This window comes from Anaerocolumna aminovalerica, from assembly GCF_900115365.1.
GTDB classification, from domain to species: domain Bacteria; phylum Bacillota; class Clostridia; order Lachnospirales; family Lachnospiraceae; genus Anaerocolumna; species Anaerocolumna aminovalerica.
Genome location: NZ_FOWD01000005.1, coordinates 97782 through 118126, shown reverse-complemented (window position 1 = coordinate 118126; position 20345 = coordinate 97782). Strand labels below are relative to the sequence as shown.

The following is a 20345-nucleotide window of genomic DNA, read 5'->3' as shown; positions in this document are numbered from 1 at the left end:
TGATATCATATTACCGAGGTGAAAACAATGATAAAGAATAATAATAAATATAAGAAATATATGTTCTATTCCATTTTATCCTTTTTGTTTTTTGGTTTTGGAATTTCTCTGCAACTTAAGGCAGCCATCGGACAAAGCGTCATAAATGCATTAGCAGTCACATTATCTGACACCATCCAGCTGAAAGTTGGCACTATACTCAATGTGATTAACTCACTTTTCTTTGCAGCCTATTTACTTTTGCGGCGTTCCCGGTTAAACTATAAGGATGCAATACAAGTAATCGCAACCATTACAAACGGAGTTGTCATCAATTTTTTTCTCTATAACGTACTTTCTATTTTTAATATAGAAAATTATTTTTATAGGGTTGTGCTTTATATAATCGGACTAGGTATCGCTTCCATCAGCTTAGGGGCTGTTCTAGCAATTGGAATTATAAAATTTCCGTTAGAAAGCCTTTGCCTGACCATCAGTGAAGTGTTTAAAAAGAAATTTACCGCTGTAAGGATGAGTTTTGATATAATATTCTTAGTTGCTACTCTAATCATTACCCTATTGGCACATACCCCTTTACAGATCAGGGAAGGGACTGTTATTAGTATTTTTCTTTTATCAACATTACTTGGAATTTGTTACGAATTTTTCAAAAAACATTTGACAATGGAGGAATAATATATGTACCGGATTTTTTTATTGGATATAGACAATACACTTTTGGATTTTGATGCGGCAGAGAAACGGGGATTTAAAAAGGTTATTGAATCCTATGAGATAGAATATAACAACGAAATGCTGGAGCAATATAAAAGAATAAACCGGAATCTCTGGAACTTATTAGAACAAGGGAAGATAGAAAAAGAAGAGTTATTGAATACTCGTTACAGTGAATTCTTCCGTCTCTATCATATAGAGGCCAGTGGTATAGAGGCGGAATCCCGTTTCCGAAAACATCTTGGAGAAAGCTCCGACTTGGTTCTAAATGCAAAAGAAACACTACTGGAGTTAAAGAAGCAAGAGAAAAAATTATATTCAGCATCCAACGGCGTATATGATACCCAGATACAAAGGCTTAAAAATGTCGGTATCTATGATCTTTTCGATGGGATGTTCATATCGGAAAAAGTGGGATATGAAAAACCAGCTCTTCCTTTTTTTGAGTATTGCTTTAACAATATCCAAGGCTTTGAAAAAGAAAAGACAATCATGGTGGGGGACAGCATATCCTCTGATATTCAGGGGGCTGTAAATGCGGGCATTGATTCCTGTCTTTTTAGCCGTTCAGAGAATCCGGTTCTCTCAAGTGCCACTTATACCATAAGGGATATATCGGAACTGCTTCATATTTAGTTACTAACACTTTAGTATAGAGACGGATTTATTTTGCTGAATATCTATAAAAAAATAATCTTTGTTAGTTGAAATCTTAAACATCTATAATACGAAAAGACGTGCCGCACTTTAAAAATGAATGTTTCATACCGGATAAGAATTGTAATATTAGTCTGAACTTATATCTAGTAACCTTATTCATTTGCAATATCCACTTCAAACTTAAAATCTATTTGCGACACGTCCTTTTTTAAAGATCTTTTCAAATATCTTATAAAAATCTCCCCAAAAAATAATCTTATAAAAGTAAATATATTCTACTTTTGAATAACACTGTAAAATTTTAGTTGCAAAGGATTATAACAAATACTAAACTATATATAACATATAAACCAATAACGATTGGAGTGAAATTATGAGAAATAAGAAAATGATTATTATGCATTTAATAATATTCATCATGGTAATATCCGGAACCGGTTGTGGGAAAGAAACAGCACAAACCAAGACTGATAATATAACAATTTCACAAAGCTTTGATATTAAAGAAGAAAAGCCGATAGATAAAGGTGAAAATCGAATGGATAAAGAAGATATTTTTGTAATAAGTCATCCATTATTGAAAGATGTACCATTTTACACAACAACAATAGATAATATAAAGGAAAAATGTTCAGAAAAGCTAGATATTACTTACTCAGAAGAAAGAATGGACGGATACTTAACTTTCTATAAAGGGGATGGAATCATTTACATTACAACAGAGGACGGAAGTCTATATTCTGTAATATTAATTAATAATAAATATGAATTTGACTGTGGTCTTAAAGTTGGTATGGATAAAAGTGAAATTAACAATCTTGATATTCCATTTAATAGATATAATAAAGTAGACATCGGTACGGACAAAAAAATAAACAGCTACTTATTGAGTTTTGAAATAGGTCCTTTATCGATGCTTGACTTTGATTACCTTTATTATTATAGCGCTGTCTTATATGATGAAAATGAAGATCATATGGATAACTTTACAGGACGTTGCATGGGACTTATGGCTTTTATGAAGGATGGAAAACTAATTGCTGTGTCTACAGATTGGCCTAATGCTAATTAGATAAAAATATTTATGCACAATTACTAAAATTGATAGATTCTTGACAAAAAATTATCACATGTATATAATGAAACCGTGTAAAAGTACTAAAATACGGAAGGAAATAAAAAAAGAAAACAGGAAAGTGAATAAGGAGAAATAAGATAAAAATTAAAAACATTGACATCTATTAAATGCCTAATGTGAAGAAGTGTTAGGAGATATATACAGTAAGGAAGTAAGTGACATAGAAGATTATATCGTACCTGGCAGCCTGAAATAATCAAGGTATTTGGGGTATTACCTGGAAGGACCTTGGAAAGGAGTTAAGGATGCTAAAAGTAATCGTAGCAGATGATGAAGATAAAATATGCCAATTAATATACAAATTGATTGACTGGGATTCCCTGGATATGAAAGTTGAAGCCATTGCACATAACGGTATTGAGGCACTGGAGTTAGTGAAGTTAAATAATCCGGATATTATAATCACAGATATCAGAATGCCCGGCTATGACGGATTGGAATTCATATCAAGAACCAGAGAAATAAATCCGAATATTCAATTTGTTATCATCAGCGGTTATCAACAATTTGAATATGCCCAGAGGGCAATTAAATATGGAGTTATTGATTACCTGCTTAAGCCAATTAAAAAGAATGAACTTTTAGCCACTTTAACCAAGATAAAGAATCAATATCTGGAACGGGTGGAGCTGTTGACGAAAGAAGAACAGTCAGAGTTAAGTATAAGAAATAATATTTATAAATTAAGAACCGGGCTGTTTAACTCGGTGTTATTTTATAATAGGACAAAAAACATAACCATTGATTTTATTAATAATGATTACGGATACGGTTTTAAGGAAGGTTTATTTCAAATCATAACCGTAAAGTTAGATGGTGTGGGGCGGTCGTATTCCACTACAGTTACCTTTCTCGAAGAAAAAATATTAAAAATAATTCAGAATAATTTAAAGGAATATTGTTATGATATGGAGAATTATTTTGAAAATAATATAATCTATTGTATCATAAACTATAATCCTGAAAACAAAAAAAGTATCCGCCGCCAATGTAAGAGGTTAATGGATGAATTGCTTTTACAGAGAGAAATATTTGAAAACTTAGAGGTAACAATTGGACTTGGTACGGTGGAAAATGAGATTCAGATGATTGATAATTCATACAAGGCAGCTGTATGGTCATATCAGCAAAGATTAGTACTTGGTACCAATAAGGTAATAGAAGGCAAGATATCCGAATCAAGTAACCTTGTTGACAGTAAACTGTTTCATGATTTTAACAAAGATATGAAAGCTGCTTTGGAAAGGCTGGATAAAGAAGCAGTTGTTGGGGCGATCCATTACATAAGGGAAGGTTTAAGAAACCGGCCAGGAATCAGCGGGTATGAACTGCTTCAAATGACCAAGGAGATTTGCAATTTGTTTTTATTTACCATGCGTTATAATAAGTTTCCTGTAGAAGGGGGAGATAACTTCCTTGAGAATTTCAGCATGAATGCCAATGACATTGGTTCTGTTTATAAATTATATCAATATCTTACAGAAGTTATTGTTAACAGCATGGATAAGATAATAGAAGATAAGAGACAAAGCGATACAAGGCCTATTCGGGATGCAAAACAATTTATTCAGGAAAACTATAAGAGACCCTTAACTTTGGAAGAAGTCAGCGGGAAGGTTGGTTTTAATGCTACATATTTCAGCTCCCTATTTAAGAAAGAAACCGGTTATACATTTTTAGAATATCTATCTGAGGTACGTATTAATAAAGCAAAAGAACTTTTAAAGGATACCAATTATAGTGTTATGGTAATCTGTGAGGATGTAGGTTACAGTGATGTTAAACATTTTACAAAAACCTTTGTAAAACACACGAATTTAAAACCAAATGAGTATCGTAAGTTATACTCTTAATGAAGGGATAGAAAGTACAATGAAACATAAAAGCAGGTATCTTTCTTTTAGAGTGGGCATATTATTTTGTTTAATGACATTACTTACATTAATAATGCTGTCTTTGTTCATGATTATTGCATTAATTGAAAACAGGTACATCCTATTTACGGTGGTGGGATGTACTGCTTTTATTGTACTTCTCTACCTGAGCTATAAGTGGGTGTATAAACCTTATCAGGAGACAAATAAAACACTTAGTTTGTTTTCGGAGGGGTCTATATTGCAGGGAATCTTCGATCTTAGATGTCCCTTAAGTGAGCAGATGGATGATGCTACAAAACGGTTTAAAGTAATGCTTGATACCAAGGAACTATTTAAACTTTCTAAGAAGCAAGCGGAGTATTTAGCACTGCAAAATCAAATAAATCCCCACTTTTTATATAATACTTTAGAAGGGATCCGAAGCGAAGCTTTATGTGCAGGAATGGATGGAGTAGCCAATATGACAGAGGCCCTTGGCACCTTTTTCCGATATACTATATCGAATGTTGATCACTTGGTTACACTGGAAGATGAGCTTTACAATATACAGAATTATTATATGATACAACAATACCGCTTTGGGGACAGGCTGAATGTAAGTGTAGAATACGAAGAGGAAGAAAAGGATGTACTAATGCTCTTATTACCTAAGCTGACTCTCCAGCCAATTGTGGAGAATTCTATTTATCATGGAATTGAGCGTAAGATAGGAAAAGGTAATCTGAGGATAAAGATACAGTCAACCACGGACCGCCTGATTATTGTAATATCAGATGATGGTCTTGGAATCGAAAAAGAGCAGCTGGATTTATTGAATAAAAAGCTCCGGTCTACTTATTTGGAGGATGTGACCCAATTAAAAGGAAAACAAGGTGGTATAGCTATAGTTAATGTAAATAACCGTATTAAACTATTATTTGGTGATGAATATGGCATATATATTACAAGCACCATTCACGTTGGTACGGATGTCACTATTACGCTGCCAAAAGTGAAAGAATAATCTGTAGTGAAAATAAATTTTAAATCTGCACAATAAACCCACTAAGAATTTTAAAGTTTCACATTTGATAGTTTGCTCTGCTAAAGCGGCATGTTTGGCAGGTTAAAAAACACACCTGCAACATCCTTATTTTTATGTGTGCTAAAGCACGCAGATGGGAGTTTTTATGAGAAAAGAAATACTCCGAATGGAACATGTGACAAAGTCCTATGCAGGGGTTATTTATCTGGATAACTTTAATATGCAAATATATAAAGGTGAGATTATGGGGCTTATTCCTATCAACCGGCAGGGAAAATCAGAGCTCATAGAATTGCTTTGTCAAAATAGTCCCATTGATTATGGGCGGATTTACATTAATAATGAATTAGTTAACTATTATGAGCACAGTACCAATAGTATTAACCGGGTATATGTTATTAATCAGAAAAGTAAGCTGATACAGGATTTAACAGTATCGGATAACATTTTTGTCCTGCGGAGAGGTTTTAAAAAATATATTATTAATAATAAGGTATTGAGGGGACAGGTTAATAAATACTTAAAAGAAATTGGCATTTATATTGATCCGGATGAACTGATAGCTGATCTTAATCCTTTTGAGCAGTGCTGTGTTGAACTGGTCAAGGCGGTCATTACAGGGGCTAATCTGATAATTATCAGTGATATAACCAATATCTTAAGTGTAGTGGATTTATCAAAATTATATCAACTGGTTAATTTTTATGCCGATAAAGGATATTCGTTTTTATTTGTTGGGAATCATCATGAAGAAATATTCACAATTTGCCACAGAGTATCATTGATGAAGGATGGTACAATAATAAAGGTATTGGATGAACAGGACATGAAAAATGATCTGATTAAGTTCTATACTATTTCCTTTACTGATAATAAACAGAAAATAGACAGGTACAATGGCCAAGGAATTTTAGAGTTTGAGAATATTTGTACCGGTAATCTGAATAAGATGTCCTTTTCCGTTAAAAAGGGCGAGTGTGTCGTGCTTTTTGACACGAATAATACAATTTATTCAGATTTGCTTGACCTAATGAATGGTGAACTAAGTCCAATATGCGGACGGATTCTGTATAATAATCAGGTATATGCCGAAAATGCAGCCAGAAAAGCCTTGGAAAATGGGATAGCAGTAATTTCCGAAGATTCCATACAAAAAATGATTTTTTATAATTTGAATTATATAGATAATCTTTGTTTTCTGATAGATAAGAAAATAGAAAAAAAGATCATGAAACGAAAAATTAAAAAAAGTATTATAAGAGAATATGAAAATATTCTGGGAGAAGAAATTTATTTGAATGATCTTTCGGATCTTGAACCGGCATCTTTGTATAATCTGGTTTATTACCGGCTTCATTTATATAACCCTAATATTGTTTTCTGCATTCAGCCATTTTCAGGTGCTGACATGTATCTTAGGAAACATATTTCAGATTTGATTTATGAGTTAAAGAAAAAAGGTATTACTATAATTATTATAGCAGTTAACATTTCTGATACACTATCAGTAGCGGACCGTCTTATGATAATTGAACAAGGAGCTGTGTTAAAAGAATATCCAAAAGATGAGTTTGAGTCTATTCATGTTATAGCGTAACCTCATCAGGGATGCCCCCCGCTTTTCCAAGGGGGGGACTTGCTTGTTCAAGCAGGAATCAAGGTCCTGCTGAAATGCCAGGTAGTGGCAATAAGGTCAGAGCCGTAGCGTAAGCGGATAAACTTGCCTGAAAGTAAGTGGGAATAGCTCCTTTGACTGACCTTCTTAATATATCAAAAGAATATACCCCTAAATCCAAAGAATCACCCCTATTATTGATTAATAGGGGTGATATACTTTTATATAACGGATAAACAAAACAGAGAAGGATTAGGTAATATGTATGGATGAATATATTGTTGAGCTGGAACATGTATCGAAAAGCTTCCCCGGCGTATTGGCATTGGATGATGTATCTTTTGACCTGAAGTCAGGTGAAGTATTGGCATTATTAGGAGAAAATGGTGCTGGTAAATCAACATTAATGAAAATATTAAGCGGTGTATACACCAAAGATAGTGGTATTATAAAGATCTTTGGTCAGGTTGTAGATAGTATGAATGCCAAGAAGGCCGGGGAACTAGGAATTGCAATTATTCATCAGGAATTGAATCTATGTTCTCATCTTACGGTAGCACAGAATATTTTTCTGGGACGGGAGATTACCGGACATGGAATGCTGTCTTCAAGTAAGATGAATAGTGAAGCAAAAAAGATACTGAAAAGTTTAAACATTGATATGGAACCTGAAATGATTGTAGGAGACTTGTCTGTATCTAAGCAGCAAATGGTGGAGATAGCAAAAGCATTATCTTCCAATTCCAAGATTTTAATTATGGATGAGCCAACTTCAGCCTTAACTGCTAAAGAAATTGAAGATTTGTTTCTGATTATAAAGAAATTAAAGAAAGAAGGCTGCGGCATTGTATACATATCACACCGGCTGGAAGAATTGGAGCATATTGTAGACAGGGTAACAATATTACGGGATGGGCAGTATATCAATAGTATGAACTTCAAAGAGACTTCTTTACCTGAAATTATATCCTTTATGGTAGGACGCAATATTAAAGAGAAATTTCCAAGGATCACATGCAAGAAAGGAAAGAAAATTCTTGAAGTTAGAAAATTAAATGCCGGTCCAATGGTGAGAGATATTAATCTGGATTTATATGAAGGAGAAATTGTTGGTATAGCAGGTCTTATGGGGGCAGGAAGAACGGAGACAACAAGAGCCATCTTTGGTATAGATGCAAAGGAAAGTGGCGATATAATTCTGGATGGAAAAACCGTAAAAATAGAAAAACCAATGGATGCCATCAGCCAAGGTATTGTATTGGTTCCCGAGGACAGGAAAAAGGACGGATTATGTACAAAACTTAGTATCAGGGATAATATAGCACTTCCCAACCTGGATATTATTTGTCAAAAAGCAGGAATTATAAATAGTAAAATAGAAAGAGAGATGGCAAATAAAGCAGTATCTGATTTAAAGATAAAGCTTCCAGATATTGAAGTAAATGCAGGCAGTCTGTCTGGAGGAAATCAGCAGAAAGTAGTTGTAGGAAAGTGGCTTAGAAGAAAATCCAGAGTAGTAATATTTGATGAACCTACCCGTGGAATCGATGTGGCGGCAAAAGTTGAGATATATAATCTGATGAATGATTTGAAAGAACAGGGAATCGGGGTGCTATTTGTTTCTTCCGAGCTGCCTGAGGTCATTGGAATAAGTGACCGGATTATTGTTATGTGTGATGGTAAGATTACCGGTGAATTAAAGACAGAGGAAGCTACTCAGGATATTATTTTACAATATGCAACCAGGTTTGATAAAAAAATTGACAAAGACGTGCAATACAAATAGTCAAATAGAAGGAGAAATTATAATGGTTAAGATGGGTAAACAGAATAAAATAAAAAGAATATTATCGGTAAGAGGTATGGGACAGGTAATTACGGTTACTATAGGGCTCATAATTCTGTGCATTGTTTTTAGCATCGTTAATCCAATCTTTTTCTCAGGAAAGAATATAGCCAATCTGCTTCGTCAAATTGCACCTATTTTGATTATCGGTATTGGACAGTCTTATGTTTTAATAACAGGTAATATTGATCTTTCCATCGGCTCAGTAGTTGGTATGAGCTGTATGATTTCAGCAACCATGATGACAAAAGGAGTAAATCCCTGGGCGGCTGTATTTATTACATTTATCTGCTGTTTGACGGTAGGTTTACTAAATGGTGAATTAGTGTCTAAATGTAAGCTGCCTCCATTTATTGCAACCCTTGGTACAATGACTATTGCAAGAGGTATTGCACAAATTGTCAATAATAATTATAATACTGGTTCTATTGGAGAAAAGGCAAAAGGATTTCGGAATTTCTTTTATTACGGGAAAACGGCAGGCCTATACAATGCAATATGGATAACAATTGTAATGTGGATCGTATTTAATTTTTTATTAAGTAAAACAAGAACAGGCCGGCATATTTATGCAATTGGAAGTAATGTTGATGCAGCCAGACTTTCCGGTGTCAATGTCCATTCTACAACAATTAAGGCTTATATGGTCAGCGCCATCTGCGCATGTACGGTAGGGCTTATGACTTGTGCAACAACCGGAATGGGAACTATGGATGCGGGTAACAGTTATGAAATGTATGCGGTAGCAGCTTCTGTAATCGGTGGAGTCAGTACACTTGGAGGACAGGGACTTCTTCTTGGAACAGTAGTGGGAGCCTCCATATGGGGAGTTCTACAAAATGGTCTGCAATTTGCCGGTGCACCTGTTGCAATCAGAAATATTACAATAGGGATAATAGTAGTGGTATCCGTGCTTTTAGATGTTGTTGTACGAACCGGAAAACATAGAAAAAGGAAAGCAAGTTAGTTACATATTAACTAGGGATTAAGGCAAAAAGCTTTAATAATAAAACCAATATAAAAGGGAGGATTTAAACAATGAAGAAAAGGGTATTATCAATTATTATCTGCTTATGTATGGTTTTTGTTGCAGCATGTTCCAAAGATAAGGCTACAAGTGGTTCAGGCACAAAAGGCAATGAGAATGAAAGTAAAACTGAGACACCAACTGATACTAATAAACCGGCTGATTCAGAAAGATACAAGGTATATTTAATAACTATGGACCAGATGGACCAGCATTGGGTTAATGTGGATGCAGGATGTAAAAAAGCAGTGAAAGAACTAGATAATATTGATTATGAATGGTTAGCTCCTGACGTGAAAGATGATGCAAAGCAGATTGAGTGTATCAATAATGCTGTAGCTGGTGGAGCCGATGCTATTCTTCTTGCAGCAAATGGTCCTGATGCCGTTACCTCTGCACTGGAAGAAGCAGAAGCAGCAGGGGTTAAAATTATCTATGTTGACTCAGCCGCTGATTATCCGGCTGTTCAAACATTAGCAACTGATAATGAAGCGGCAGGTAAAACTGCAGGTGAGGAAATGATCAAAGGCCTGACGGCAGCAGGAATAAAAGAAGGTAAAATTGGTATTGTTAATGTGAATTCAGCAACAGCATCCTGTGTAGCCCGTGAAAAAGGTTTTCGTTCTGCATTTGAAGGAACCTCCTTTGAATTACTAGAGACACAATATGGTGAAGGTGATGCAGCTAAATCTAAGGATATAGCAGCTAACTATATAACTTCAGGCTGTGTTGGCTTATTCGGAGCAAATGAAGGTTCTACTGTAGGTATTGGTATTGCAATACAGGAAGCTGGTGAAACCATTATTGGGGTAGGATTTGATAAATCAGATACAATCCTTGAATTAATTGACGGTGGACATCTCCTTTGTACTATGGCTCAAAATCCTGATGTAATGGGTTATGAGGGTATGAAAACTGCAGCAAAAGCATTAGCTGGTGAAAATATAGGAGAAACTAATATCGATACAGGAGTATCTGCTATTACAAAGAATTAACTTGAATAAATGGAAGATAGAAGAAACAGTCATTATAAAAAGGTTATAGTAACAGGCTAGCAATGGTGCTAGCCTGTTTTTGTTTTTTTGCCCATTGGAAGAATATATGCTATTATATAAAAAGTTTAAAAGTAATTATCCATAAGTAATTATAATATAACTTTTTTAATTTAAAATGAACCAATTCCATTCTCATGACAATAAATAGTAAGAAGGTAAAATACAGGTTTGATATTACTGAAAGGAGAAAGCAGAAATGACAGCAGATGAATTGATAAACTTAATCACTGAATGCGAAAAGCATGTATATAGTTTCTGTTGTAACCTTACAGGAAACAGAATAGAAGCTGATGACCTGTATCAAGATACCATCTTAAAAGCTGTTGAGTTACGCCACAGACTTGACAGCAGTGGCAATCCCAAAAGTTATCTAATGGGCATATCAGTTAAGATATGGCAAAATCAAAAGAAAAAGTATGCAATAAGAAATAATATTATTCAGATGGAAGAACTTAATGAGAATCTTATGCAGGGCGTATATGGCTTAAGTAATGAACCGGAATCTGAAATAATAAGAAAAGAAACAATCAATGCAGTACGTGAAGGAATTAAACAACTACCTGAAAAAATGCAGACAGTTCTTTATATGTACTATACCGCTGAAATGCCTGTGGAGGAAATAGCGAAGGCATTACATATACCAAAAGGAACTGTAAAAAGCAGGCTTCATAAGGGAAGGAAACTAATTAAAGAATTTCTGGAGGTGTAAGATTATGGAATATCATGATATAGATAAAATCTTAAAGGCTACCCTTTCTCCTTCCGAATGTCCTTCAGAAGAACTGAATCAGAAGATATTAAATCAAATTAAGGAGAGTGGCAAAATAAAAATGAAAAGTAAAAAAATATTAATGGCAGCAAGTATTGCTTTATGTGTACTGCTTTTACCAACATCTATTTATGCAGCATATAAATACTTATCTCCCAAAGAAGCAGCTGTAGAGGTAGGGGATAATTTACTGAGTGAGGCTTTTGAAAAGGATGGTAAAGAAGTAATTCAAACTGTAACTGATGGAGAATATAAGGTTACCTACCTTGGGCACGTATCAGGAAAATCCATAAGTGAAAGAGTTGCTTCCTCATGGGAACTTCATCCTGAAAGAACTTATGTAGCAGTAGCCATTGAAAAAGCTGATGGCACTGACATGAGTGAGAACTTTGAAGAAAGCTTATTTGTTACTCCTTTGATTCAGGGGCTTAAACCTTGGCAATATAATATTGCAAGTATGAATGGTGGCTATGTTGCAGATGTTATTGACGGCGTACATTACCGTATTATAGAATGTGACAACGTAGAAGTATTTGCTGATAGAAACCTATATCTGGCAGTATCAGATACAATCTTTTACAGTACGGAAGCTTTTAATTATGATGAAACAACAGGTCTGATTACCGTTAATGAAGATTATAAAGGAACCAATGTTTTATTCCCTATGGAATTGGATCCCGCTAAGGCAGACAGTAAAAAAGCCCAAGAATATCTGGAACAGTTAGAGAAGGAATGGAATCCTACGGAGGAAATTGATAATAGGGAAGAAAATACTGCTGAAAATGAGGGCATTTCAGCGGATGATGTAGATGTTTCTACAGATGATGGTGGGGATATTGTCATCCGTATGAAAGGGGATAATTAAGAAATATAGTTATACAAAATAGCTGATATTTTATATCATTCTGAGTTATGAAAATCAGTGAATACAAAATTGATTACAGTATTTATATAAAACGGAAGCTGCCAACTTTATGTTGACAGCTTCTTTTTTATTTAGATGCCTTTTCAATTATTTCTTTCGCCTTTGCATCTTCGTTGGATACGCTTAGCACTACAGTATTACCGATTTTTACAATAACTGCTTTATCTAATTTATCAAGTTCTTTTGGAACATAATTTTCAAAAGATTCCTTTTGCTCTTTTACACGTTCCTTTAAAGCTGTTTCTACCTTTTCAGCATCTTCTTTCGTTTCGCACTTTATAGCGGCAATTTCTTCTGCGGTAGCACCGCTGCTTACATAAACAACACTTTCAGTTATATTAATGTCCTCCATATCATAGACAAGATCATAATTTACTTCTGACAACTGATCCTCATATTTTAGTTCTGTAAGTAAACTGTTTGCGGTTGTTTTTACATCAATGCTTTTTGCTTCCTTTTTGCCACAGCCGGTAAATGCCATTAACGCAGCTGTTCCGATTAATCCTATCATTATTCTTTTCTTCAATCTGTTTAATTTCATGTTACGTTTCTCCTTTTAATTTATTGTATGTTTTAATAAATAATCTTTCCAAACTAAACAGTACCTTTGATTTAAGTGTACACCATCAGTAGATGCATCTGCAAATAAATTGCCTGAACTATCTGTCAAAACCTCATTTACGTCCAGGTAATTAACGTTTTCTTCTTCTGCCATTTTTTTGATTAACTTATTTCTGCTGTTAATCTGTTTGTTGTTGATATAAGAAGGGGGATTCTTATCTTTTTCCTTACTCACATTGATAATACTCTGAATGTAAATAACAGCCTGTGGCTGGGATTCCTTTATAGCATCAATAACTTTTTTATAGTGTTCGATAAACACGCTGTCATAGGGCCAGCCAAGTTCATTTACCCCAAGCATAATATAGACCTTCCCAAAGGAGCGTTTTTTTAATGCTTCCATAATGGTTACTTTATCTCCACTTATTTTAACTGCCTTATCTTTAAAGATACTATCCACCATTAAGCCCTTTTCAGAATAAAAAGTAGCGTTCTTTAAACCTGAATACATTCCAAAACCTTCTGTTCTGGAATCTCCAACAAAGACTGCATCATCAAAATAAGAGTCATCAGCTTTTACTGTATCATCATCTTTTTTCTGGTTATCAGGCTCTTTTGTCTCATCGGACTTATCTGTTGCAGGTTTTTCCGGTTTGTCTGGCTTCTCTGATGAATCCGGCTTCTCCTTTCCATCGGAATTATGTGATGAATCCGGCTTTTTAGTTTCATCGGTACTATTTGATGAATCCGGGCTTTCAGGCCCATTTGGATCTTTGGATGAATCAGTTTCCGCTTTATCAGTATTTCCGGATGAATCTGGTTTCTCAGATGAATCAGGCTTCTTTGTTTCATCCGGCTTTTCCGGTATATCAATATTATCTGTTTGACCGGGTTCTTTTGTTTCTTCTGTATTGTCAGCAGGATCTACTATATTTGGAATCTCTGAAACAGAGTTATCTTTGGATGCCTCCGCATTGTATATGCCGTATAATTTTTTCCCTCCATAACCAACGCCGGAGAGCACCAGTATGAATACTAAAATTTTAAAAAGAAGCAGGTTTCTTTTTCGCCTTCTTTGTCTTCTCCGCCATTCTTTTCGTTGTGATTGCTGTACCACGTTATATCCTCCATTATATTTAAAGCCCATCAATTCATCGGCTTAGCCGATAAAAATGATTATCTGTCATCATTGTATCAAAATTGTATAATATGAATGTGGTCTGAATACCCTTATCCTCAATTAACTTGCTTATACTATCGCTATAATATCTCAAATCTACAACATAAATCTCCTGATAGTTATAGGTCAGATAAGGTATCATGCTATTTCCATAAGAATCTTTCAGTAATAATAATTTTTTTCCTTGATTCTGTTCATTTTCTTTTGAATATATTATGCTAATGGGATTGTTACCATGCAGGAACATAGCATATTTATCCCTTACTTTCGTTTTTTCAAGATCATAAAGTCCGGATTTTTCCTCATTGCCTATGACCATCTTTTCAATTGGCCTTTGGTAGTAGGTAATAGTATCCGGTTTAATGCCAATACCTTTATATTTAGAATCATAAGTTCCATAAAAGTTATCAACATTATGGGCAGTAAGACTATTAATATCCACAGGAGTTAATCCCTGTTCCTTGCAAAACTGAAGATATCCATAATATGCTCCTAAAGTTGTCCAATGATGGTCCGTACGATAATAAATATATTCATTTTTATGTTCTTTTAAGGTATTATCTAACTTAATATTTGTAATCTTCTTTTCTTCTTTAAGTGTTTCGTAAGATTGCTCAATCAGTGCCTCCTGATCAATATTTGGAGTTCCTTTTGGGAGATAGTCTTTTAAAATATCATATGAATTAGGTACAATGGATACATAGGTCTTCGTATTTGTGTTTTTACCAAAGTCCCTTATGGCTTTCACATTCTTTTTTAATTGTTTATCTATATTTAATTGCTTATTAAACAAGTACCCATTTTTACCTTTGATAACTCCGTTGTTTTCTTGCTTACCTAAAAGAGTTTCCGTAATTGCTTTTCCGCCAATCCATTGATTACGGAAAATAAACTGTTCATTTACATAAGTTTCATATTGGGTTCCAAAAGAAGAATCCAGTATGTTTCCCAAGGTAAGTTCAGGTTTTTGAGCTAAATATCTATTTTCCATTTCGGAAAAATCGGTATCTTTTTTTATCAAATTTATAAAGGATATTCCAAGAATCAGAATAACCATAACGATTAAAAAGGGATAATGCCGTATTTTTTTCATAAAAACTCCCATCTGCATGCTTTAGCAATGCGTATAAACCAAGATGTTGAAAAATTGCTTTTTATTACTAGAATCTAAAGTATAAAAATGGATTGTATGCTGCATCTACCAGATAGGCAATGGAAAGTAAGAATATTACCAATAACAATATATTGCATAATATTTTATTTGCCTGCTTATCATACCATTTTTTCAGGAATGGAGTAGAAAAAAGGATACCTATTACGAGAATCATTCCGTAATTTCTTAAATAATATATCCAGTCTTCCGATATGGAGAAAGAGAATAATCTGCCAAAGTAAATTTTTATATTCTCTAATTCAGTTATGGCAAATATCATCCATCCCAGTAATATAGCCAGAATGGTATAAATTCTGGATAAAATCACATTCTTCTCTAACCATTTTTTTAAGAATAATTTTTCTAATGAAAGTAAAACGAAGAAATAGATTCCCCAAAAAATAAAATTCCAGCTTGCCCCATGCCATAAACCGGTGACTGACCAAACAATAAACAGATTGATATAGGTTCTTAATTTCCCTTTCCGGTTGCCTCCCAGAGGGATATATAAATATTCTTTAAACCATGTACTAAGAGTAATGTGCCATCTTCTCCAGTATTCTGTAACGGATTTTGAGATATATGGAAAATTAAAGTTTTGTGGAAAATCAAATCCAAGCATTTTACCAAGTCCAATAGCCATCAATGAATAGCCGTTAAAATCAAAATAAATTTGAAGAGAGAAGGAGAGAAGTCCCAGCCATGCCAAAGGCATAGATATATTAGCATATCCTATTTGGGCCATATCATCCCACAATCCACCTACGTTATTGGCAATCAGCACTTTAGATCCCAGCCCTAATATAAAGATTCTTAATCCTTTCTCTATGTCTTTAAGATAATAACTCCTTTTCCTTAGTTCCTTTGATACCTGTGTATAAACTACAATAGGACCTGCAATTAATTGAGGAAACATACAAAGATATGCGCCTAAATTAATATATGATCTTTCTGCCTTGGTATCTCTTCTATATACATCAATGGTATAAGACATAATCTGAAAAGTATAGAAACTGATTCCTAAAGGAAGGGGAATATCTATAAAACTAATATCTCCTTTGAAAATATAATTTATATTTTCAATAATAAAATTAAAATACTTGAAAAACATTAATGTTCCAATATTATAAATAATGGAAAGCACTAAAATTGTAACTCGAATCTTTTCGTTTCTGTCATAACGCTCAATAAAAATTCCTGCAATATAATTTATAAGAATAGAAATTAAAATTAAAATAACAAATCGAGGTTCGCCCCATGCATAAAAAAAGACACTTGCCAAAAATAATATTAAATTCCTAAAGCGTATTGGCGATAAATAATAAATAATAAAAAAAACAGGTAAAAATTGAAAAATGAATAGCAAACTACTGAAAAGCATAATATACTCCTTATCTATGTAAATTCGACACTATATAGACTTAATAGCATCCCAAAAAGTTTTAAAAATTATAAAAAATAGTTAAAATAATTTAAAATTAGCTAAAATGACTAAAAAAAGTAGAAATATAAAAAATTATAAAAGATTTTGTCGTTTTACAAGCTATAAAAATCTTAACACATATAAAAGATTTAGTCTTTACATAGATTTTAAATTTTAATTACAAATTGATTTAAATTAGGTTGTACCTTTTTACTAAATTATTCCAAGGTGTTTTAAGTTATTCCGGAATGTTATGTCTTATCCTATTTTTATAGCTGTCCCTATATTATAATTAAATTAATGAAGTTACAATGGCATAAAATTGGTTACAAAGACAAAACATGAGAGTATTAGAAGGAGCTTACACGGTGTCTTACTAATTTCCATAATCTACAAATAAAAACTTTACATAAACTTTACAAAACATTAGTATAGACTTTACAGGAACTTAATAATCTTGTGTTGAGTGAAATTAGAATGATGGTGTTTAAAGAGGAGATAAAAAAATGGACATATTTGGTGTATTAACATTGATTGGTGGACTAGCCTTATTCTTATACGGAATGAATGCAATGGGAGAAGGCCTTGAAAAACTTTCTGGAGGAAAATTAGAAGCAATTCTTGAAAAACTTACCTCAAACAAAATAAAAGCTGTATTACTTGGAGCAGCTGTTACAGGTATTATTCAATCATCATCGGCAACTACAGTAATGGTAGTTGGTTTTGTTAATTCTGGTATTATGAAATTATCCCAGGCAATTGGGGTTATTATGGGTGCAAACATAGGAACGACGGTTACATCATGGATTTTAAGTTTAGCAGGAATAGAAAGTAATAACTTTTTTGTTAGCTTTTTAAAACCCTCCTCTTTTACACCTGTATTAGCAGCTATTGGAATTGCATTCTTAATGTTTTCAAAAAAAGAAAAAAAGAAACATATAGGTACTATTCTAATTGGTTTTGCTATATTGATTTTTGGTATGGAAACCATGAGTGATGCAGTAGAACCTTTGGCTGAAGTACCTGCATTTATAAACGTATTAACGGCGTTTTCCAACCCTGTTCTTGGTATGATAGCAGGTGCTGTTTTTACAGCTATTATTCAGAGCTCTTCTGCTTCTGTAGGTATTCTTCAGGCATTGTGTTTAACCGGCGCAGTTAAGTATAGTACTGCTTTGCCTATTATAATGGGACAAAACATAGGTACCTGTATTACTGCTATATTATCCAGTATTGGTGCTAATAAGAATGCAAAAAGAGCAGCAGCTGTTCATTTGTATTTTAATCTGATAGGAACTACTATATTTATGATTGTATTTTACGGTCTTAATACATTTATGCATTTTAGTGTTTTAGGAGAAGCGGCAGGTCCCACTGGAATTGCAGTAATTCACAGTACATTTAATATTGCGGCTACTATCGTTTTGCTGCCTTTTTCTAATTTACTTGAAAAGCTTGCAATTAAGACCATCAAGGATGGAAAAGAAGAAAAAGAAGAAAATGAATTTCAAACTCTTGATGTGCGTTTTTTGGAAACCCCTTCCTATGGGCTTAAGCTTTGTAAGGATATGACGGACAAAATGGCTGAAATTTCAAAAGAAGCCCTTTTATCCTCCATAGGATTATTAGTGAAATATGATGATGAAGCAGAAAGAAAAATAATCGCATCGGAAAATAGAGTAGATAAATATGAAGATGCAATAGGAAGTTATTTGGTTAAATTAAGCAGTAAACAACTTTCTAATGAAGATAGTAAAACATTATCATTGTTACTTCATTGTATTGGGGATTTTGAAAGAATTTCTGACCATGCATTAAATATAATGCAGACGGCAAAAGAAATGAAAGAAAAGAAAGTTAGTTTTTCTAAAGAAGCTGAACATGAATTAAAAGTATTTATCAAAGCTGTAACAGATATTATGGATAAAGCGGTTACAGTCTTTATTAATAGAGATATTGAAGGTGCAAAGTCAATTGAGCCTTTAGAAGAGGTAATTGACTATCTGCATAACGAAATAAAGAAAAGACATATTAACCGGCTTATGGAAGGAAAGTGTACCATTGAATTAGGTTTTATCCTATCCGATATCACAACTAATTTAGAGAGGGTATCCGACCATTGTTCAAACATTGCTGTTGATGTTATTCAGCTAAACATGGATGAATTTGATATACATGAATATTTAGATGTACTGAAACATGAGGATAATAAAGGGTTTAAAGATGATTATTATTCTGTGAAAAAGCTATATCAATTACCTTAGATATTGAACATTATACAAGGCACTATCAATTTAGAATTGATAGTGCCTTTGTTGTGTCAGATATGTTGCGTCAATCTCTTTTTAAAAATTCTTTCAAGTCCTTATAAAATCCTTATAAATTACAGATATACTTTTAATATCTAAGAAAGGGGAATTTAATTATGGAAAAAACAATGAAACAAAAAGGGCTTACTGGATTTCAACTAAAATATATTGCTATGTTTCTTATGGTATTAGACCATATTCATTATTTCTTTGAATTTACCGGTAAAATACCAATATGGTTTTCTATGTTGGGACGACTATCTGCACCTTTATTTCTATTTTGTATTATTGAAGGTTTTACTCACACTCATAACAGAAAAAAATATTTTACACAGATTTATTCCATTGCTGTTGTTATGGGGCTAATACAATTTTTTATCATTGAATTAGGACTTACAAGGCCGGATGGATTTTATCCACAAAATCAGATGCTTGCCACCTTTTCCATATTATTAATTATTTTACAAGGATTTGACTGGTGCTCAAAAAAGCAGTGGGTTAAAGGCTTACCTGCAATTATTGTACCAATTATATTACCATTTTTAGCATTCTTTATCGGTAGCAGGGTTCCCGGTGCTTGGAATTTTATTAATCTTCTGAGTCTTTCCATACTTCCTTTGCATAGTTTCATTATGGATGGAGGTACATTTTTTATTTTACAAGGCATCCTTATGTATTTATTTCGTAAAAACCGCAAGTGGCAAGCTATTGTCTTTGTTATTTCAACAATTGTGATAGATGTAGTTTTACCCCTTGCATTAATGTCTGGTATTACTATAGAACTTTTGCTTACAGTAGCTTTTGAATGGATGGGAGCTTTTGCGGCAATATTGATGTTGATGTATAACGGTGAGAGGGGAGCAGGCAATAAGAAACTTTTTTATTGGTTCTACCCCGGACATGTTTATATTCTATATGGGCTGTCATTTTTACTTTACTTAATTCTGAACAAATAAGCTTTAGAAGTAAGATTCTAACATGTATTAACTAGTTTTAATTTTTATAGAAGAATAAAGAAGACACCAAATTTTATGTTTATATTTAATGACTAACAGAAATATGCATTGAA

At 33.4% G+C, this 20345-nt stretch carries 17 protein-coding genes; 13 read left to right on the top strand and 4 right to left on the bottom strand.

All coding sequences use genetic code 11. From position 1 onward, the window contains the following. Positions 1–27 precede the first annotated feature (27 nt). The 11 genes from BM183_RS04580 (at position 28) to BM183_RS04530 (ending at position 12590) form a co-directional block, all read left to right on the top strand. Positions 28–675, top strand: coding sequence for a YczE/YyaS/YitT family protein (locus tag BM183_RS04580; protein ID WP_242960849.1), 648 nt, complete (start codon positions 28–30; stop codon positions 673–675). A gap of 3 nt (positions 676–678) precedes the next feature. Continuing rightward, positions 679–1350 carry a YjjG family noncanonical pyrimidine nucleotidase gene (locus BM183_RS04575; RefSeq protein WP_091684775.1) on the top strand — a complete coding sequence of 224 codons (672 nt, stop codon included), beginning with the start codon at positions 679–681 and terminating at the stop codon, positions 1348–1350. Positions 1351–1747: 397 nt separating this feature from the next. Next, entirely contained in the window at positions 1748–2446 is a 699-nt protein-coding gene (locus BM183_RS04570) for a hypothetical protein (RefSeq protein ID WP_091684774.1), read from the top strand. Between the two features lie 311 nt (positions 2447–2757). After that, positions 2758–4365: a response regulator transcription factor gene (locus tag BM183_RS04565; protein WP_091684772.1), complete on the top strand. Its 1608-nt coding sequence runs from the start codon at positions 2758–2760 to the stop codon at positions 4363–4365. Positions 4366–4384: 19 nt separating this feature from the next. Next, positions 4385–5392 (top strand): sensor histidine kinase, encoded by a 1008-nt coding sequence (locus BM183_RS04560; RefSeq protein ID WP_091684852.1) that lies wholly within the window; start codon positions 4385–4387, stop codon positions 5390–5392. Between the two features lie 166 nt (positions 5393–5558). Continuing rightward, positions 5559–7010 (top strand): ATP-binding cassette domain-containing protein, encoded by a 1452-nt coding sequence (locus BM183_RS04555; RefSeq protein ID WP_091684770.1) that lies wholly within the window; start codon positions 5559–5561, stop codon positions 7008–7010. 283 nt (positions 7011–7293) lie between these two features. Beyond that, positions 7294–8814 carry a sugar ABC transporter ATP-binding protein gene (locus BM183_RS04550; RefSeq protein WP_091684769.1) on the top strand — a complete coding sequence of 507 codons (1521 nt, stop codon included), beginning with the start codon at positions 7294–7296 and terminating at the stop codon, positions 8812–8814. 22 nt (positions 8815–8836) lie between these two features. Further along, positions 8837–9841 (top strand): ABC transporter permease, encoded by a 1005-nt coding sequence (locus tag BM183_RS04545; protein WP_091684767.1) that lies wholly within the window; start codon positions 8837–8839, stop codon positions 9839–9841. Positions 9842–9912: 71 nt separating this feature from the next. Continuing rightward, positions 9913–10896 (top strand): ABC transporter substrate-binding protein, encoded by a 984-nt coding sequence (locus BM183_RS04540; RefSeq protein ID WP_091684765.1) that lies wholly within the window; start codon positions 9913–9915, stop codon positions 10894–10896. 256 nt (positions 10897–11152) lie between these two features. Continuing rightward, positions 11153–11665: an RNA polymerase sigma factor gene (locus BM183_RS04535; protein WP_091684762.1), complete on the top strand. Its 513-nt coding sequence runs from the start codon at positions 11153–11155 to the stop codon at positions 11663–11665. A 4-nt stretch (positions 11666–11669) separates the two neighbouring features. Then, positions 11670–12590, top strand: a complete 921-nt coding sequence (locus BM183_RS04530; RefSeq protein WP_091684760.1) for a DUF4179 domain-containing protein — start codon at positions 11670–11672, stop codon at positions 12588–12590. A gap of 127 nt (positions 12591–12717) precedes the next feature. On the opposite strand, the gene BM183_RS04525 is transcribed toward BM183_RS04530, so the two are convergent. The 4 genes from BM183_RS04525 to BM183_RS04510 form a co-directional block, all read right to left on the bottom strand. Beyond that, on the bottom strand, positions 12718–13191 hold the full coding sequence (locus BM183_RS04525) for a DUF4358 domain-containing protein (protein WP_091684758.1): 474 nt from the start codon (positions 13189–13191) through the stop codon (positions 12718–12720). Between the two features lie 15 nt (positions 13192–13206). Then, on the bottom strand, positions 13207–14328 hold the full coding sequence (locus tag BM183_RS04520) for a GDSL-type esterase/lipase family protein (RefSeq protein ID WP_170847889.1): 1122 nt from the start codon (positions 14326–14328) through the stop codon (positions 13207–13209). 34 nt (positions 14329–14362) lie between these two features. Next, on the bottom strand, positions 14363–15484 hold the full coding sequence (locus BM183_RS04515; RefSeq protein ID WP_170847888.1) for a DHHW family protein: 1122 nt from the start codon (positions 15482–15484) through the stop codon (positions 14363–14365). Between the two features lie 67 nt (positions 15485–15551). Further along, a complete protein-coding gene (locus BM183_RS04510) occupies positions 15552–16826 on the bottom strand; it encodes an MBOAT family O-acyltransferase (protein WP_330392321.1) in 1275 nt (424 codons plus the stop codon). Positions 16827–17473: 647 nt separating this feature from the next. Between BM183_RS04510 and BM183_RS04505 the strand changes: the two genes are divergently transcribed. Both BM183_RS04505 and BM183_RS04500 read left to right on the top strand, forming a co-directional pair. Then, entirely contained in the window at positions 17474–19231 is a 1758-nt protein-coding gene (locus tag BM183_RS04505; RefSeq protein ID WP_091684751.1) for a Na/Pi cotransporter family protein, read from the top strand. Positions 19232–19392: 161 nt separating this feature from the next. Continuing rightward, a complete protein-coding gene (locus BM183_RS04500) occupies positions 19393–20232 on the top strand; it encodes a TraX family protein (protein ID WP_207650129.1) in 840 nt (279 codons plus the stop codon). The last annotated feature ends 113 nt before the right edge of the window (positions 20233–20345 follow it).

Excerpts from the sequence above, each read along its gene's own strand:
- BM183_RS04580 (WP_242960849.1), top strand. The coding sequence starts at position 28 with ATGATAAAGAATAATAATAAATATAAGAAATATATGTTCTATTCCATT.
- BM183_RS04575 (WP_091684775.1), top strand. The coding sequence starts at position 679 with ATGTACCGGATTTTTTTATTGGATATAGACAATACACTTTTGGATTTT.
- BM183_RS04570 (WP_091684774.1), top strand. The coding sequence starts at position 1,748 with ATGAGAAATAAGAAAATGATTATTATGCATTTAATAATATTCATCATG.
- BM183_RS04565 (WP_091684772.1), top strand. The coding sequence starts at position 2,758 with ATGCTAAAAGTAATCGTAGCAGATGATGAAGATAAAATATGCCAATTA.
- BM183_RS04560 (WP_091684852.1), top strand. The coding sequence starts at position 4,385 with ATGAAACATAAAAGCAGGTATCTTTCTTTTAGAGTGGGCATATTATTT.
- BM183_RS04555 (WP_091684770.1), top strand. The coding sequence starts at position 5,559 with ATGAGAAAAGAAATACTCCGAATGGAACATGTGACAAAGTCCTATGCA.
- BM183_RS04550 (WP_091684769.1), top strand. The coding sequence starts at position 7,294 with ATGGATGAATATATTGTTGAGCTGGAACATGTATCGAAAAGCTTCCCC.
- BM183_RS04545 (WP_091684767.1), top strand. The coding sequence starts at position 8,837 with ATGGTTAAGATGGGTAAACAGAATAAAATAAAAAGAATATTATCGGTA.
- BM183_RS04540 (WP_091684765.1), top strand. The coding sequence starts at position 9,913 with ATGAAGAAAAGGGTATTATCAATTATTATCTGCTTATGTATGGTTTTT.
- BM183_RS04535 (WP_091684762.1), top strand. The coding sequence starts at position 11,153 with ATGACAGCAGATGAATTGATAAACTTAATCACTGAATGCGAAAAGCAT.
- BM183_RS04530 (WP_091684760.1), top strand. The coding sequence starts at position 11,670 with ATGGAATATCATGATATAGATAAAATCTTAAAGGCTACCCTTTCTCCT.
- BM183_RS04525 (WP_091684758.1), bottom strand. The coding sequence starts at position 13,191 with ATGAAATTAAACAGATTGAAGAAAAGAATAATGATAGGATTAATCGGA.
- BM183_RS04515 (WP_170847888.1), bottom strand. The coding sequence starts at position 15,484 with ATGAAAAAAATACGGCATTATCCCTTTTTAATCGTTATGGTTATTCTG.
- BM183_RS04505 (WP_091684751.1), top strand. The coding sequence starts at position 17,474 with ATGGACATATTTGGTGTATTAACATTGATTGGTGGACTAGCCTTATTC.
- BM183_RS04500 (WP_207650129.1), top strand. The coding sequence starts at position 19,393 with ATGGAAAAAACAATGAAACAAAAAGGGCTTACTGGATTTCAACTAAAA.